At 50.8% G+C, this 16,240-nt stretch carries 15 protein-coding genes; 4 read left to right on the top strand and 11 right to left on the bottom strand.

What is annotated here, in order from left to right; genetic code table 11:
• The first annotated feature begins 39 nt into the window (after positions 1–39).
• A complete protein-coding gene (locus tag MUG09_RS05935; protein WP_244774479.1) occupies positions 40–2,280 on the top strand; it encodes a putative bifunctional diguanylate cyclase/phosphodiesterase in 2,241 nt (746 codons plus the stop codon).
• The gene (locus MUG09_RS05930) at positions 2,267–5,029 is read left to right on the top strand and encodes a diguanylate cyclase (RefSeq protein ID WP_244774478.1); all 2,763 of its coding nucleotides are present in this window, start codon (positions 2,267–2,269) and stop codon (positions 5,027–5,029) included. Before MUG09_RS05935 ends, MUG09_RS05930 begins: the two co-directional genes overlap by 14 nt.
• Here MUG09_RS05930 and MUG09_RS05925 read toward each other — a convergent pair.
• The 7 genes from MUG09_RS05925 to MUG09_RS05895 all read right to left on the bottom strand — a co-directional run bounded on the left by MUG09_RS05925 (position 5,006) and on the right by MUG09_RS05895 (position 9,730).
• Complete coding sequence (locus tag MUG09_RS05925) at positions 5,006–5,626, bottom strand: hypothetical protein (protein ID WP_244774467.1); 621 nt, start codon at positions 5,624–5,626, stop codon at positions 5,006–5,008. The two genes, MUG09_RS05930 and MUG09_RS05925, sit on opposite strands and share 24 nt — an antisense overlap.
• Positions 5,623–6,033 (bottom strand): rhodanese-like domain-containing protein, encoded by a 411-nt coding sequence (locus MUG09_RS05920; protein ID WP_244774465.1) that lies wholly within the window; start codon positions 6,031–6,033, stop codon positions 5,623–5,625. The genes MUG09_RS05925 and MUG09_RS05920 overlap by 4 nt, the downstream gene beginning before the upstream one ends.
• 117 nt (positions 6,034–6,150) lie before the next feature.
• On the bottom strand, positions 6,151–6,711 hold the full coding sequence (locus tag MUG09_RS05915; RefSeq protein ID WP_244774462.1) for a hypothetical protein: 561 nt from the start codon (positions 6,709–6,711) through the stop codon (positions 6,151–6,153).
• A gap of 10 nt (positions 6,712–6,721) precedes the next feature.
• On the bottom strand, positions 6,722–7,483 hold the full coding sequence (locus MUG09_RS05910) for a hypothetical protein (RefSeq protein ID WP_244774460.1): 762 nt from the start codon (positions 7,481–7,483) through the stop codon (positions 6,722–6,724).
• 3 nt (positions 7,484–7,486) lie between these two features.
• Entirely contained in the window at positions 7,487–8,071 is a 585-nt protein-coding gene (locus MUG09_RS05905; protein WP_244774458.1) for a hypothetical protein, read from the bottom strand.
• Positions 8,072–8,084: 13 nt separating this feature from the next.
• A complete protein-coding gene (locus tag MUG09_RS05900) occupies positions 8,085–9,110 on the bottom strand; it encodes an LPP20 family lipoprotein (RefSeq protein ID WP_244774457.1) in 1,026 nt (341 codons plus the stop codon).
• Between the two features lie 8 nt (positions 9,111–9,118).
• Positions 9,119–9,730, bottom strand: a complete 612-nt coding sequence (locus tag MUG09_RS05895) for a penicillin-binding protein activator LpoB (protein ID WP_244774456.1) — start codon at positions 9,728–9,730, stop codon at positions 9,119–9,121.
• A gap of 165 nt (positions 9,731–9,895) precedes the next feature.
• Here MUG09_RS05895 and MUG09_RS05890 point away from each other — a divergent pair, with 165 nt between their 5' ends.
• Positions 9,896–11,248: a COG3014 family protein gene (locus MUG09_RS05890; protein WP_244774455.1), complete on the top strand. Its 1,353-nt coding sequence runs from the start codon at positions 9,896–9,898 to the stop codon at positions 11,246–11,248.
• 47 nt (positions 11,249–11,295) lie between these two features.
• Here MUG09_RS05890 and MUG09_RS05885 read toward each other — a convergent pair whose 3' ends face one another.
• From MUG09_RS05885 to MUG09_RS05875, 3 genes are all read right to left on the bottom strand, one after another.
• On the bottom strand, positions 11,296–11,463 hold the full coding sequence (locus MUG09_RS05885; RefSeq protein ID WP_244774454.1) for a hypothetical protein: 168 nt from the start codon (positions 11,461–11,463) through the stop codon (positions 11,296–11,298).
• A 72-nt stretch (positions 11,464–11,535) separates the two neighbouring features.
• Positions 11,536–12,441 (bottom strand): alpha/beta fold hydrolase, encoded by a 906-nt coding sequence (locus tag MUG09_RS05880; protein ID WP_244774453.1) that lies wholly within the window; start codon positions 12,439–12,441, stop codon positions 11,536–11,538.
• Between the two features lie 55 nt (positions 12,442–12,496).
• Positions 12,497–12,889, bottom strand: a complete 393-nt coding sequence (locus tag MUG09_RS05875) for a (deoxy)nucleoside triphosphate pyrophosphohydrolase (RefSeq protein WP_244774452.1) — start codon at positions 12,887–12,889, stop codon at positions 12,497–12,499.
• Between the two features lie 326 nt (positions 12,890–13,215).
• Here MUG09_RS05875 and MUG09_RS05870 point away from each other — a divergent pair, with 326 nt between their 5' ends.
• Positions 13,216–13,488: an RNA recognition motif domain-containing protein gene (locus MUG09_RS05870; protein ID WP_013606721.1), complete on the top strand. Its 273-nt coding sequence runs from the start codon at positions 13,216–13,218 to the stop codon at positions 13,486–13,488.
• A gap of 132 nt (positions 13,489–13,620) precedes the next feature.
• Here MUG09_RS05870 and MUG09_RS05865 read toward each other — a convergent pair whose 3' ends face one another.
• Positions 13,621–16,236: a tetratricopeptide repeat protein gene (locus tag MUG09_RS05865; RefSeq protein ID WP_244774449.1), complete on the bottom strand. Its 2,616-nt coding sequence runs from the start codon at positions 16,234–16,236 to the stop codon at positions 13,621–13,623.
• Between the last annotated feature and the right edge of the window lie 4 nt (positions 16,237–16,240).

Genomic DNA, 16,240 nt, shown 5'->3' with positions numbered 1-16,240 from the left:
GATGGTAGGATGCAAGACATATGCCAAGGGAGATTCAGTGTGCTAGACTTTCCTAAAAACAAGAAAACTCTCAGCTCTTGGAAGTCTTTCATTGTACCCTCCCTGCTCATCCTTGTCTTGTTTTTAGCGGCAGGCCTCTTGGTGATCAACGCCCTTTCGACATTCTATTATCAAGAACGAGTACAAGAAGCCTCGCTTCTTGCAAAAAGCTATACCAGTGTCCTGAGCACGGTCATCGATGCCGAACACCAGCTTGACCTGCAGTTGCGTAGCACTCTGAAGGTAGCGGGCGTCATCATGAGCAAATATACCGAGCCTATTTCGAATGCGCAGCTGGCAACAATGGCAGAGAATCTTGATATCGATGTCATTTATCTATATGACAGTAATTTAACAATCACCCATTCAAGCGACGACAAGTATATAGGATGGATCACCCCTGCATCCCATCCGGTACGAGACTTCTATGAGAGTACAGAACAATTCCGTGCCGAGGAGATCAGGGCCGATACGGAGAGCGGGGTTCTCTACAAGTACGGCTATTATCGCTTCGATGATGGAAGAATGGTGCAGGTCGGTATTCTGGCATCCAACATCGAAGAGCTCTACGCCCAGTTTGAGCCTCAGTACATCGTCGAGCGGTTGAGCAAGGATGCAACACATACCCGCCTTGCCTTTCTCGGCCCTGAAGGAAAGGTCATTGCTGCTACTGACTCCTCGCTCAGAGGCTCTGTACTCCATCCTGATACCATTGGCCTGCCGATATCCGCGAATTCCTACATCAAGACCGGCTGGGAAGGCAGAAATTACCTTGCGCTCCATCTTCCTATCACCCTCAAGGAGGCCTTTGCAGGCTCCTTGGTTCTCTACTATGATTTGACACAGATGGAGAAGCTCATCCTGAGGTTGACCATCATCATCAGTCTCACCCTGCTGGTATTTTATCTTCTCTTCGCATATTCCCTCTTTACCGTCTACAAGAAAAATCGACGCATTCTACACCTCGCCTATCTCGACGAACTCACCGGTCTGCCGAACTTGAGAAATTACCATGCGTATCTTGAGGAACTGCGTTGTCAGCATCTTGCGCTGATAGTCCTAAATCCATTGAATTTCAGATTGGTCAACATCCTTTACGGCTATGACCATGGCAACAGTGTCCTTATCCAAATTGGCCGGCATCTGAGAGAAATTTCGATGCAAAAACAGAATCTACAGCCATTCAGACTCTCCGACGACCGATTTCTCGTGGTCATCAAGGACGAGGCTTCCTTGGATCACTTGCTCGCCATCTGTCAGGAACTGCTTTGCATCAAGGAAGATACGAACCTGGTCGGATCGATTGCAGTTTCGATCGGGCTTGTGCAAAGTACAGGGCCTTCCCACGATGCAACACGGTTACTGAAGGAAGCCCTCATCGCCTTGAACAGCACCTCAGATTCCCACCTGATTCAGGCATACAACACCGAGCTTGAGGAAAAACTCATCAGAGTCGATGCCATAGAGCAGGAAATCAAACAGGCGCTGGGCGGAGAAGAGGGTATCATCAGCCTCGTCTTCCAACCGATATACGATGGCGATGTCGGGCAAATCGTCAGCTTTGAAGCCCTTGCCAGGATGAAGAGCAAGAAACTGGGAGTGATACATCCTCTTGAATTCATTGCGATTGCCGAAAAAAGGCAGCTCATCATTGCCTTGGGACAGAAAATCCTATCCTTGGCTTGTGACTTCATCACGCAGCTACGAATGCGGGGTATATACGAGGTATCGGTCGCAGTCAATGTATCCGCCTTGCAGTTGATGGAAGACTCCTTCATCAGCCATATTGTTAATTTGTCTAAAGAAAAGCAGATACCGCTCACCCAGCTGGAAGTCGAATTGACCGAATCGGTCTTCGCTCAGGATCTTCAATTCATCGCCACCCAACTGGAAGAGCTCAGAGCCCTCGGTATTTTGGTTGCCATCGATGACTTTGGAACCGGATACTCATCACTGAGCCGCTTGGAAACCCTGCCGATCGACTATCTGAAGCTGGACCGTTCGTTTGTTGAGAAGTTGCAGAATTCCGGTGAGCATGGATTCGTCAGCGATATCATCTCCTTGGCACACCATATAGACAAACTGGTTATCGCCGAAGGCGTTGAAACGGAGGAGCAGGAAGAAGAGTTGCAAAAGCTCGGCTGCGATTATATGCAGGGCTACCTGTACAGCAGACCCGTACCCGCCGAACAGGCTTTGGACCTGCTACTTGCTGCAGAGAACAATGATGAACAGCCGTAAAACCAGGATTCTGCTTATCCTCTTGATGTTCTTCCTTACGCCTCTCTCCCTGTGGTCGGTTAGCCTGCCGACCCTCGACGAGGCAATAAAGCACATGAGCAGCCCGGTGCTGCTCATAGAAGCGCAGACTAAATCGATTGTCCATGCCAATCCCATAACCTCTACGTTTTTTTCCATCCCCCACGACCGTCTCAACGGTCGTTCGCTCCTCTCACTGCTAGGTCTGAAGAATCAGAGCATCGTCGATCTGCATGGAAAGATCCTGTCGATTCCCCAGGCTGATGGACCGAACCGGAAGCTGCAAGCTTCTGTTCAAAGCTTGGTCAGCGACGGCACCTATTTCTATCTGGTCATGTTGCAGGACAGAACAGCACAGGAACATCAACTGACAAGAAGCAGGATCCTGTCCATCTCACTGTTCACCCTGCTCATCGTTTCCGTCCTCTTCATCGCCCTCTTTCTGGTTCTCCAAATCAAGTTGATGCATAAGCTGGAGGAGCAGCAAAAGAAGCAGGTGTATTCAATCAAGCTGCTGCAGAATTTTCTGGATTCCGACAGGCGAATCAGTTATGTACAGGATGAGACGGGAAGACTCATGTTCGTGAATGCCGCCCTTGAGATGTTCATCGGAAAACATACCGACCAAATGCTGGGAAGTACGATTGCGAGCCTCGTGGACCCTGATTTCGCCATCAAGCTTGAACATCTTGATGAGGAGGTTACAACCGGGCAGAGAAGAATGGAGGAGGACATAGCCTGGAACAAATGCATATATAGAATCAGCAAGTTCCCTCTTGTCCTTCCCGATGGCAATCCCGGCTTGGGAACCTTTGTGATGGACATCACCGAACAGGTCGGTCAGGAAGAGGATTTGAAGCAAAATCTCAAACGCTCGGCTCTATTGGTGGATGTACTTTCCTCGTATGAGAAGCCTCAAGACCAGTTGGAGGTAGCCCTTGTCAGAGTATCAGAACTCACAAAGAGCCCCATCGGGCTCTTGCTGCGTTCCGACTCTTCGAATGGTGCATTGCATATCCAGGCATGGTACGGGATTGAAAACCCTGCGGTTAAGGATTTGCCGCTGGAAGTCACCCGACTTTTTCAAACCATGCTTGCAGACAATTCCGCCTTGATTCAAAACCATGCGCCCATCAAGTGCCCTCTTTTCGACTTTTTTGACATCTCCTGTAATGAGCTGACTTCCCTGTGTACCGTTGCCTACACCGTCGATCATGAACTTGCAGGCATCGTCCTGCTTGCAAACAGTCCTGTCGGCTACAAGGAGCAGGACAGCTACCAAATAAAACTACTCTTCGGCAGTGTTCATACATCCATGATTAAACAGCAAAAGGAGGAGGAACTTGCTGCAAGCCGGCAGAGTCTGCGCCTGATCCTCGACTCCACCGCCGAAGGTATTTTCGGCATCGACCAACAAGGGTTGTGCACCTTCTGCAATGCCAGTTGTCTTTCATTGCTCGGATACGAATGTGAACAGCAGTTGTTGGGCAAGAACATCCATGCGCTCATCCACCACAGTACTGTCGATGGGACTCTCATCAACGAACACGACTGCCCGATCAGAAAGACACTTCTTACGGGGATTGGGGTGGAGATGGAAGATGAAGTATTTTGGAGAAAGGACGGGTCCTGCTTCGATGTGCTGTGCTACTCCTACCCTCAGATCAAGGAAGATGCAGTAGTCGGTGCCGTCGTCACCTTTACCAACAACACCGAACGCAAGGCGAACCTTGCAAAAATTGAGTATCTCAGCTTCCATGACCAGCTGACAGGATTATACAACCGGGCATATTTCGACGAGACGCTCGTCGCAATCGATCACAAGAGAGCATATCCGATATCAATCATTGTCGGAGACGTAAACGGTTTGAAACTCACCAATGATATCTTCGGCCATACTGCAGGAGACACCTTGCTGACCGATGTGGCAAAGGTTCTCTCCTCATCCTGCAGAAGCAGCGATATCATCAGCCGTATCGGTGGGGATGAGTTTGTCATTCTCCTTCCGAATACCGGTAGTAACACAGCACAAGAAATTGTAGATCGGATCCTGCACAATCTCGACTCCAAAGGAGTACTTGCAGGGCGAAGAAGCATTGCCCTTGGTTGGGCGACAAAAACGCTCAAGGAAGAGAGGATTCACGACCTGTTCGATGCCGCCGAGGATAGAATGTACCGGCAAAAAACCCTCGGGAGAACCGAAACCCAGCGCCAGCAGTTGGAAGTACTTACCAATATGCTCTTTACCAAGGCACCCAAGGAGAGGGAGCATGCACTACGGGTGCAACAACATGCCAAGCGTATTGGAGAGCTGCTGCATGCCAGCAGCGAGGATGTAAGCCTGATAACCCGTGCCGGCTTCTACCACGACATAGGAAAGGTTGTACTGGACACAAAGCTAATCAACGCCAAGGGCAGGGATTCAGCAATGCAGCGCCAGTATCAGGAGCATGTCATCTCCGGCTTCAGGATTCTCAATACCTTCGAGGAAACCATCGATTTGGCTCCCTTGGTGCTGCACCACCATGAACGGTGGGATGGCTCGGGCTATCTGAAAGGTTTGCATGGTGAGGAAATACCCTATATCTCCCGAGTACTCCGACTCGCCGAGGTTTGGGAGCGTGAAGGCTTGGATGAAGCGTCCATGGAGACAAAACAAGCTGTCTTGAACAAGCTGGCAGGAACTGAAGTCGATCCTGTCATGGTCTCACAGATTCTCACCTCTCTGTAGGCTGGCAAAGCCTCCCGACCTTGTTGTCGTTTCGTACCATAGCCTCAGATCGATGACCCACTGTGTACCCCCATCATATACATGAATGTACGTTTCGCTCTCACGTCGTTCCAACCCCACAATGGTGACCCAATGCCAGGAGTCAAGGTTTTTCACCTCCCCTGCCGACAAATTAAGAAACGCCACAGGCTGGTCTGCTTGCAGCTCTTGTTCGATGAAGGCGGTGATTTGCTCAAACGAGACCCTTCGGGAACGATCCTTCAATACCTTCAGGCTGGTGATGCTGTAAAGAAGCGATTGCTCATCGAGGTACTCCTTAAGGCCTTTGGTGAACTGGCTCACCAGATGAACCCCCATGATGCCGGGTGTAATATGGGTCCACATGGCTTCCATCAAGCCAACCATATCATTTTTTTGGATTGGAGGAGAGCCTGATCGGTTGTACAACACCAAGTGGCTGGCGGTGGTTGGTCCGCAGCCGGCTTTACGTTGCCATAACAGGCCGAACCACTCCTGGTCGGCACCGTGGTAAAGAGCGCCTTGTTCATCCTGTACCGTCAGATACTCGGGATGCTTGAGAAACAGTGTTCCGTTCACTGCCGAACCACCCCGTACGGCCAATTGATGATGCCGCCGAAATCAATGACATTCGTGTATCCGACCGCCAACAATTTCCTCGCAGCCTGCGCACTGCGTGAACCGCTCCTGCAGTAGACAAGAATGGTTGCATCCAAGTCAGGAAGTGCGGGCACTGTGCTGGAGGCAATGTTCTCGTTGGGAACATTGATGGCCCCTTGGATATGACCGCCTGCAAATTCAGCGGGCGTGCGGACATCGACGATGGTCACCTTTTGACCGCTTTGCATCATGTTCATAGCCTCATCGGCTGATATTTTTTTATATGGTGCAGCATTTGCCGGCACGGTTTTTGCCTGCTGATTCTTGAAGGAAACGAACAGCACCACAACAAGAATGATTAGCAGAATGATATATATCTTACTCATTTACTGGGTTCTCCTCTGCTCAAGATGGCAAAATACCGACAATACGTCAACTGGTGGACACAAAAAAATAGAGCCAAGAGAAAATCCTCCCGGCTCCTGAAACATGCAATGGACTGGTTACTCTTCGATTTCTTTCTCAAGCTGTGCATCAAGGAATGCAAGCATGGCTTCTGCTTGGAGCACTTGAGCCTGTGCCTGTGCCTCGGCAAGGGCCATGCGCTGCTGAAGCTCGACCGCCTGCTGCTTGTAGGCATCCTTGAGGTTCTTGACCGGATAGGAGGCAAGAACCCATACGGTACCGTCGGGTGCGGTGTAGCGCTCTTCAAAGGTAACGCCTCTGAGACCGATGTTGACCGTCTGGATACTCAGGTTCTGAAGGACTTCCAGCATCTGCTGCGTCTTCAGCACTTCTCCGGCTTCCTCGATGAAGGTCACCAATGCATTATCCACATTGGTGGAGGCCCATCGACCGATGGCATCCTTGGCTGCTGATTCGGCACGCAGCTGACTCAACTGAGGCGTAGATTGCTTTGCCGAGCCTACTTCGTAGTGCATGGTCCGAGTGCTCTTAGGGGTATGGGTCGTCCAGTACGGCGATCCATCAGGATTAATTTTGGGAGTGGCGCAACTTGCAAGAAGCAATACGCCAAGCAGGATTACAACAACACTTCGTTTCATGGATACATCCTTATTCATAGCAGGAGGCCAAGCTCCAGTATGTCTGCGTTTCCTTGTCATAATAGCGGGCAAGGATGGTAAAACCGGACAAAAGACCCCGCTGGGCCTGATAGAGATCGCGTTGCATCACCTCATCATGGGTGCTGACCTTCTCCACCGATAGTGCATGGTCGGTCTTCAAATCCAGTAAATTCTGGGCGGCGGCGAAGTCGGCCGCTTCCAATGAGTCATTGAGAAAGTAGTAGCGCTTTGCAGACCCGATTCCAAATCGATACCCTTCAACCTTTGGGTAGGTTTTCAACCAAGTGGGTCTTCCTTGGTCATCATATATCGATTGATAGATGCGCTTCTGCTCCTTCTGCTCTGGATAGGCAACCAAAACCACTGCCCCTGCCTGTTCGTCAAACTGAACCGAGAGGACCTTGAGGGCCTCAATGGTCTGTGCCATGGCGGTATCGTCAAAGTATGCGGCCTCATCCACAGCAAAGGAGGTAAGTCCAACGCTTGAGTGATAGGAGGTAACCAGACGACTGTCCAAGGCGATGGCCTGATTGAGATGGATGCTTTTTGCAGCAGAGAGGATGGCCTCTTCAACCATCCTCTCCTTTGTTGAGTAGGGACCTGAGATGCCTACATATACATTGCCCGGGTACTTGCTGACATCCAGCGAAGCAAGTACATCAGAGCCCCCCTCCCGGCCAACCGTAGCACAGCTGCTGAAAGCCAGGAGTATGAGCAAAGAGAGCATTACATGGCCACTCTTAGCCGCCAAAGCTTACATTGCTCCCTTGAGCAGGTTGGCGAACGCATCCTTCATTTTTGCATTTGCAGCAGCTGCTGCGTCGCTTTCAACAAAGGCTTCCGCTACAGCATCGGCAGCGGGTTCAAAATTCTTCTCTATGTTAGCCATCGGGATGGAACAGAGAACCCACACAGCCCCTTCTGCATCAACCCAAATCTCTTCGGTGGTGACTCCGCTGAGCGTGGCCTCCGCAACCTGCTGGCTGATTACTTCCATGGCATCGAGGGCCTGACGGTTGTCCCCGCTGCCTGCATCATTGACATAGGTTACCACCACTTCCTTGACGGTGGTACTCACCCATGCAGCAATCTTGTTCTTCGCTTCAACGGTAGCACGCTTGATGGAATTCTGCTTGTCGCTCATCTTTCCATACCCGGTCTCAAAATGGACATCCTGGGTGGAAATGGTTTTGTACACCCACTCAGGCTGGGGGATGCCTTCAGCACCGATTATCACAGGACGGGCGGGAGCCGGAGCGTCTTTTACTTTGGTTGATGCACATCCGGTTAAGATAAGTGCCAGCAATACGAGTGCGATTACCGCATACTTTGTTTTCATTGTGAAACCTCCACTACGTTTCATCCCCAAGCGTTGTCAGCATGAGGCTAAAGAATTCTTCAACACCGTTTTTACCAGCCGACCGCAAGGCTTTTGCCACCGCATCGACCTGTGAGAGAGCTGCTTCCCGCTCACTTTTTTCGTAGGAAAGATAGGTCTCGGAGCCACGCTTGAACTGAACAGCAAGCGTGTATCTGGCATATCGATACGGGCTGTCAGCCATCTCAAGGGGCTCTACAGTATACACAACCGTGAGGACCGGACCCTGTCCTTGATCGGAAATCCTGAATCCAAAATCTTGCAGTCCCTTCTCGAAGGCCGCCTGCAATACTGGAGTGCTGAGGCTGTCAGAGGAGACTTCCACCTTGACCTGTATTCGCTCTGCGAGGGCTGCAAGCTCGCGCTCATAGCCGAGCAGTACCTGCTTCTGAGGCTGACGAAGCAGCACTTGCAACTGGTCATACAGCGATTGCTGCTCGCGGGCAAGACTCTTGGCCTGCAACAACAGTAAATAAGAACGTACGTCATCCGAGGCGAGAGCACTCTTCGTCCGCGCTTGCGCCAACGAGGTCGAAAGATCTGCTATACGGTTCTGATAGAGATCTGCAGTGCGCTTTCGATGCAAGGCTACCCGGGCATACACCCTTCCCAGTGCGTCGGTATAGGTGCCGACGACCTCCGCTCCGATGATTTGCTCCGTCCGGGAAGTGACAGACCCGATCTCCAACATATCTGAAGACTCTGCGAAGGTGACATTTCCTGCAACATCGGTCTCCCTGCTGGAAAGACTGGTCACCTCGGTGACCGAACGAACCTGGGCGTTGAAAATCTGGGACAATGAGGAGAGCGCCGATTCGACGGCCCGTTCCCTGGTCGAACCTGAACCGACCGCACACAGGTATGTCTCTTCATTATACTTTCCGTCATATGCACGATCCAACCACATCGGAGCACCAGAACGGGAGCCATCCAACTGAGTACAGGAGACGAGCATCAGGAAAACCAAGACCGGGAGTGCGAATCTGCCAAGTTTGGTCATCGGGCCTCCTAGAACTTGTACTTGCTCTGTTTAATGAGCTTCTTAATGGTCTCTTCACCAACCCAGACCTTGCGGTTGGTTTCGATGTCGATCAACTCGGCAGAGACATAGTAGGTCCGGACTGTTTGGTTCCCACTCTGGTCGAGATTGGTTCGAACCGCTCCCTGCAACAAGTAATCGGCACCAATTTCCTTACCCAGGGCCTTGGCGGTCTCTTCGCTTGCGAAGTACTGCTGCTCTTCCCGTTCATCGCGTACAGAGGCACGGAAGGACTGGTCGGCGACCATGTCGACTTTACCGGAATTGATCAACGACATCTCATAACGTTTCGCAATAATGGATGTATCGATGTGCTCACTGCTGCGATTGAGGAAGGTGCCGACGATGACCACCGGATTCTTTCCTGGATGCTTCATCCGGAACTGCGTTATCCACGGTGAGGAGAAACTCGACTCAACCAAGGCTTCAGAGACAATACGGATATCGGTATCGTTCCAGTTCCCGCTCAAATCGATGTCGGCATCAGCGCTGAGCCGGTTCACCGAAACGCCCGATTGGCAGGAGAGAAGCAACATCATCATAATAAAAAGGAGCAGGCTCCCATACAAGGTTCGTTTCATTTCAGGCTCTCCTTGTTCCAAAACCCATAAAGGGCGTGTTTCGTTACAAAGTGTACCAGATAAGCGGCCCATTGTGTAGAATAAAAGAGGTTTAAACATACAAATGCCCCATTTTTTGAGTACTGTCTTGTTGCGTGCATGAGGCAGGAATGCTACATTGTTGCCATGGCGAAGGGAACAAACCAAGGTATGAGAACTACACACCACATGATTTTTACGACCCGTTTGCTCTGCCTGCTGCTGCTCTGTCCAACCTTGTTCCTTGGATGTTCATCCTATGTTGATCTCTCCAGCTCCCAAATGCATATCATGCAAGGGAACTATGACAAAGCCTACCAAAATCTTCAGATGCAGGCCCCCAGTCTGCTGAAAGCCCAGGGACCGATCATCGTCAACTACGATTTAGGCATGCTCGCCCGTCTGAATAAAAACTACCAGGAGTCGAACAACCTGCTCTCCGAATCGGAACGGCTTATCCGTGAAGCCTATACCCAGAGCATCACAGCCAATATCGCCTCCTTCATCGTCAACGACAACACCAAGGCCTATCAAGGTGAGGAGTATGAAGATATCTACCTGAACCTGTTCAAGGCTTTGAATTTCCTTGCTCTCGGCCAGGAAGAGTCCGCCTTGGTTGAACTCAACCGCAGCATGGAGAAGCAGGCGTTGCTGAAGCAGAAATACGAACAGTACAGAAAACAGGTTCGTGACTATGCCTCGCAGCAAGGCTTGGGGGGTGTCAATACAGAAACCTTTGCAGCCTCCTTCTCAACAAGCGCACTCACCAACTACCTGGCCTCTCTTGTTGCTCAGTCATTAGGTGAGAGTTCAACGGCATATTACGCCAAGGAGCAAGTAAAGCATGCGTTTGCCTCCCAACCGCAGTTATACCGCTTCTCCCTTCCCTCTTCGGTCGAGCAAAGCGATCCTCAAGAGGGTAAGGCACGGCTGCATCTCCTCTCATTCAGCGGACAGGCTCCGCAAAAACAGGAGCGGTGGGAGTACTTCTCTGTCAGCCCGACCAATCATGCCAAAATCGCCTACCCTGTTCTGGTGGGACGATACTCCAACGTGCAGAGCATAAGGGTCAAGGCAACGGGACAGGAAGAGACCGTCCTGCAAAAGATTGAATCCATCAGTGATGTTGCGATCGATACCTTCCGATCGAAGAGTGAATTAGCCAAGACCAAGGCAGTCTTGCGTGCCATGGCCAAAGCGGTGGGTATCGCCATCTATGATTCTGTTGCTCAACAGGATGAAAAGGTAACAGCCGCCGAGGAGCTGTTGGGCTTGATCTTCCGTGTCGCCCAGGATGTCTCTGAGCGTGCTGATGTACGTTCCACTCATTTCCTGCCTTCAGAGGCATGGGTAGGTTCCATCGACCTGGATCCTGGTGTCTATGACCTGGAGTTCTCCTTCCTCAATGCATCCGGACGGGTATTGCACACCATGACCCTTCCCAACCAAGAAGTGAAGCTGAATGCCTTGAACCTGTGTGAAACCTATTACGCCCCATAAAAAATCCTCCCAATCGCTTGGGAGGATGCATGTGTATTTGACTGCAGTCAGGAATCTTCCCCCCTATCAGCCTCGAACACCTCATCTTTTTCTATTGTTTTGGTTTTAGGCTTCCTGCCCCCCTCCGTGAAAACCTCTTTTCCATCAGAATCCCACGCCGGGTCGCTTTCCCAATCCTTGGGCCTTCTAATCGTTTCTCGTGTGTTCTTTCTCATAATCCATCGCTCCTTACAAGATGAAATCGGGCTTTGCCCTGAAAGAAAACAATGCTTTCTTATACAATCGTATCACAACTGCCAATCGTCAAGCCTTGCGCCCTGATATTTACCGTCCAGGAATTGGGTGATCAGGGTAAATACCAGCTCTTTCTCCCTTTCCATCAGCACCTCATGCCGCATCGCCTGGAATACTTTCATGAAGATCCGAGTATACCCTATCCGCTTCAGCGAGGCTTGGGTATCGGCCAAGCCTTTTGCAAAACCCGGAACAGGATCTTCAGAGCCCGATATACAGAGAATCGGCAGTGATGGATGCTTGATCGGGCGATTTGGATACGTATGCAATGCATTCACCGAGTTAAAAATGGTATGTATGGCCGCCAGCTGATAGCGAAAGTTCTTCCGATACGGATCAATTCTTCGCTCTTCGATGACGGACGGGTCCGAACAAACCCACTTCAAGGAGGCGCTGGTAGTAAGTTTGCCTGAGATGAAGCCATAGCCGTGTGGTGAAAGAAACAGCATCAGCAATTTGACAAAGGCCATCCCGATCCTGATTCCCGGCACGTAACACGGAGAACCGGTCATCACCAAGGAAGCGATATGCTCATCATGGGAATGCAGATAGAGACGGGCGATGTTTGAACCAAACGAGTGTGCCAGCAGATGAATGGGTTGTCCAAAAAACTCTTGTTTGAGGAATCGGGTTATATACCACTGGTCCTCGACCAATACTTCTACAGACGGCATGAAACCTCGCACAAAACGCGCATCGATGGAATTCCCGTGTCCTCTTTGATCGCTGACCAGTACACTGTATCCCTGACTTTGCAAATAGGTTGCAAAGACATGGTAGCGGCCCTTGTACTCTGCAGCCCCGTGGATGATTTGCACTACAGCCTTGCTTGGTTCAACCCTATAGAGGTTGCAGGAGATAAAAAACTTGTCGAATGATGGAATCAGGACACTTTCCACAAAACCCTCTCTTGACTTCAGTATCGCTGGAGAACCGGCAGGAATCAAGGGCAGTTCAACGGAGCAGTTTTTCCACCTCACGGGCAACCGGTATATCCGCCTCCGCCCAATCAAGCGTGAGAAGATCATCCTTGCCGATCCAGCACGAGGCTATGTGTTCCGACAGCTCAAGATCTCCGTAAATCCGTCTACAAAGATAGGCATGCATCGTCAGAAAAAATGTCGGATATTGGTGCTCGACGGTGATTAAATGACGTACAACCTCGATCTGTGTCTTCAACTCCTCCTCGATCTCCCTGACGATGGCAACTGTACCATCCTCTCCCTCCTCCAGCTTTCCCCCAGGGAACTCCCAACGACCGGCAAGCGGACCACTATGGCCGCGTTGTGCGGCAAAGACTGCATTATCTTCAAGCAGAACCGCTGCAGCTACTTCGATGTGTTTCATACAGTGATGGTATCATTTCAAGCAAAGGGTTTCCAGCAGGATAAAGTCTTTACCCCCTGTACTGTTTTCGGCACATATTGCCGCACTTTTCTCTTACATATTTGCAAAAAATGTTTAAAGAGGCGGAGGGCCTTCATTGACAAGAGTATTTGGGCATGCTACCGTACAGTTGCTTTGGTTTTTGCGTTGCAGCTAGTCCCTTATCCTATCTTTGTATGTATGCGTTCTTCACTGAATCCACTAGCAGACAGGTTAAACGTTCGAGACTGCGCCAAAAAGAGCAAATACTCTATTGTACAGGCAATGGCCTGTGAAGGATGCTTTGAATGGCAAAGAAAATTTATGTTGGTAACATGAGTTACAACACCAGCGAAGAGGAACTTCGCGACCTGTTCGCACAGTACGGCACCGTACTGAGTGCAAACATCATCATTGACCGCGAGACCCGCCGCCCCAAGGGCTTCGGTTTCGTAGAGATGGAAGACGATTCTGCTGCTATCGCCGCCATCAGCCAGCTTGACGGCCAGGACTTTGGTGGTCGTAACCTTCGTGTCAACGAAGCCATCGCCAAGCCCCGCCCGAGCTTCAACCGCTACTAAGAGCGCTTGATCGAGCACATCAGGGAATCCTTCGGGATTCCCTTTTTCTTTCAGCAAATGCTAAACCAAACACTATGTTTATTCCTATCTTGGTATTTTGTATATCTTACCTTCTACAACCCTAGTATTCCATTATTCAGTGAACCTGCCCGACCATATAGGTTTAGGAGCATCATCGATGTCGGACAACTGATTGAATGCACTTTCACTGAGAGACTGCAACGGATTCAAATTCCTCTCAAACGAAGCGGTGAGGTTGCTGCCAGCATTCACCGATGTGGTATATCCAGCCTTGGCTGAGCCAGCAAAGGTCTGGGCGGATAACGATGCGTTTGCCTGGAGATCACTTTGCCATCCAGATTGAGAACCGTAGGAAAGTTCTGCTCCTATGCCTGCGCTTGCAGGTCCTGCTGATGCGGATACATCCAGATTGCCTTTGAACTGGTAATCGGTCACCACCCCCTTCCCATCCGTAGAAACCGATGTTCTGAGCGAGAGGGAGGCTTTTCCGTCGGCGAGCTCCATGCTCAGACCGCCGCTATGATTGGTTGCCCCGCTATTGGCACTCTGACTGAAGGTGTAGTCAAGATTCGGCCCCCCGACAGGGGAGAAGTCGGCGGTGAAAACAGCTTCGGTACGGGCGCAGCTGATGCGCCCCTTGAGGCTGGGAATGAATGGGATGGAAAGGTCGGTGCCATAGGCATCCAATTTCTTGTAAAGCGGTGAAGTCGGAGGTATTTCCTTGGAGTCAAACTGCCTCTTTCCTTCACGTTCGCGCGCCTCCCTCTCTTTCTCCAGCTTATCGCGCTCGTTCTGTTCTCGATCGGCTGCCTGGCGCAAGGATGCAAAATCACACCCGCAGTCCCAAGGATCCTTGTACTCGTACCCGGCGTAGCTGCTCAGGATGTTTTCCAAAGCCAACGTAACATAGGTGAGGATGAAAGAGCGAAGCATCAGCTCTTTCTCTTCGCGTACGTGCGGGTCGCTGATGAGAAGAATGTGGGAAAACACCTTCTGGTACATGGGCTGGACCATCCGTTCAAGTTTCTTATATGCGGGAACCGATGCGTTCGAGGCCTGCATGAAATATCGGTTTGCAATCCCATTGTATTGCGGAATATAGGTGGTATGCACCTTATGGACGGCCAGAGCCCGCTGATCATCATCCTCGATGCCCTCGGCTTTCTGTAGATCTGCATTTTCTTTCATGGACAGTGCTTTATATGATTCATCATATGCATGAAGGCTATCTTGTACGACCTTGAGCGTTTCCAATGTCAATCGCCCGATATAGGATGTGTAGAATTGGTACACCTGTTGCATTGCAAGAAAATTCTGCTGTTGGAACACAATATTCTGCGCATCGGCGTAGTCGTGGGGACGCAGGTCGAAGAGTCCGTAGGAAGGATCGATTGTTGAGAGGGTTCTCATTACCGCTCCAACATTGCCTTGCGCAATAAGGGATTCAAAATCCATGGCGGCCTCTTCGATTTCAGCAATCTTCTCATCAAGTGCGGCATCATCGTACTCGATGACCATATCCTCGGTGTAATGCTCATACGCTTGAGGATTTGCAAGCATCTTCATCGGGTCGACCTTCAGCCTGAAATCAACTCCCAGATTCTCAAACATCTTTGCCTGATAAGCCGCCGTCGCAGCAACACTTCGTACAGCATAGATTGCAAGTGCTTGGGTGAATTCTACCAGGGCGCTGCTTCCCAGAGGGGCGTTGACCGCCTGTACGGTGGCGTATTGGGTAAGTAATACAGGATTGGGGAGCTTGTAGATTTGCTCGTGGACCAAAGAGCTGACAAACCTGCGTACCTTCTCTGCCTCTTGGGGGACCAAATCCTTGAGGAAATCAGCAGCGGTGACAATCTCCTGACTCTCCAAAGCAGCAAATGCAGGCTCCATCGCTTCCACAGGCACGGAGGCTCCAAGCCCGAGGTAATCAGCTACAATATCGGCATCCGCTTTGACGGCCTTGCTCTGTTGCATGGTTGCAGACGGCAGGAACTGCCGCTTGGCAAGCAGGTTTTTCGCCTTTTGCGTTTGTCCCAGCTTTTGGTAGATGCTTGCAAGGGCGACACAGACTTCACTGTCGCTGGCATCGAGTGAATACGCCTTTTCCAACACCGCCAGGGCCTCATCATAGCGACCGAAACCACTTAAGAGTTGTCCCACATTGAGCAGCCTGCGTACACTTGCCCCGCTCCAACGTCCATGGTCAAGGGATCGATTGACTGCATAGGAGGCAATGGTAATGATCTCCTCCTCTCCGAGCGGTAGAGAATGACCGCGTTGTACGAGCGAGGCCAGTGAGACTGCGTAATTCGAAATTATGGCACTCTCATCAGGCCAGAAGGAAAAGGCCGCCGTACAGAGGGCTGCCGCCAAATGAGCATCAACAGCAGATCCAAGCAGTGTGCTTGTCATCAGCGAAATATCCTGCAGAGAGAAACCCGGCATGGATTGGCCGTCAAAGGTTGGAGAATGAGGAAACAGGGAACGAAGCGCACCAGTTTCCCTCGCAGTGAGTCGACTGGTCAATTCTGCATACACTTTCTTTGCCTGCAAGAGCAACAGGTCCTCGGTCCCTTCATCAAAATCCGGAATCTGGTACTCATCGACAAATGGCTGATATTCCAAGGGTTCAGGTTCTGCATGCCCGCTCTGCCCGATACCGGCATCGTCCATGTACTGCATTGCAAACTCTATGTCCTCATCGCTCATGCCGTAACCGGCCATAAGT

It is taken from the genome of Sphaerochaeta associata, assembly GCF_022869165.1.
GTDB lineage: Bacteria > Spirochaetota > Spirochaetia > Sphaerochaetales > Sphaerochaetaceae > Sphaerochaeta > Sphaerochaeta associata.
This window is presented reverse-complemented; position numbering and strand designations above follow the sequence as displayed.

Excerpts from the sequence above, each read along its gene's own strand:
- MUG09_RS05930 (WP_244774478.1), top strand. The coding sequence starts at position 2,267 with ATGAACAGCCGTAAAACCAGGATTCTGCTTATCCTCTTGATGTTCTTC.
- MUG09_RS05920 (WP_244774465.1), bottom strand. The coding sequence starts at position 6,033 with ATGAGTAAGATATATATCATTCTGCTAATCATTCTTGTTGTGGTGCTG.
- MUG09_RS05915 (WP_244774462.1), bottom strand. The coding sequence starts at position 6,711 with ATGAAACGAAGTGTTGTTGTAATCCTGCTTGGCGTATTGCTTCTTGCA.
- MUG09_RS05905 (WP_244774458.1), bottom strand. The coding sequence starts at position 8,071 with ATGAAAACAAAGTATGCGGTAATCGCACTCGTATTGCTGGCACTTATC.
- MUG09_RS05900 (WP_244774457.1), bottom strand. The coding sequence starts at position 9,110 with ATGACCAAACTTGGCAGATTCGCACTCCCGGTCTTGGTTTTCCTGATG.
- MUG09_RS05895 (WP_244774456.1), bottom strand. The coding sequence starts at position 9,730 with ATGAAACGAACCTTGTATGGGAGCCTGCTCCTTTTTATTATGATGATG.
- MUG09_RS05890 (WP_244774455.1), top strand. The coding sequence starts at position 9,896 with ATGGCGAAGGGAACAAACCAAGGTATGAGAACTACACACCACATGATT.
- MUG09_RS05885 (WP_244774454.1), bottom strand. The coding sequence starts at position 11,463 with ATGAGAAAGAACACACGAGAAACGATTAGAAGGCCCAAGGATTGGGAA.
- MUG09_RS05875 (WP_244774452.1), bottom strand. The coding sequence starts at position 12,889 with ATGAAACACATCGAAGTAGCTGCAGCGGTTCTGCTTGAAGATAATGCA.
- MUG09_RS05870 (WP_013606721.1), top strand. The coding sequence starts at position 13,216 with ATGGCAAAGAAAATTTATGTTGGTAACATGAGTTACAACACCAGCGAA.
- MUG09_RS05865 (WP_244774449.1), bottom strand. The coding sequence starts at position 16,236 with ATGGCCGGTTACGGCATGAGCGATGAGGACATAGAGTTTGCAATGCAG.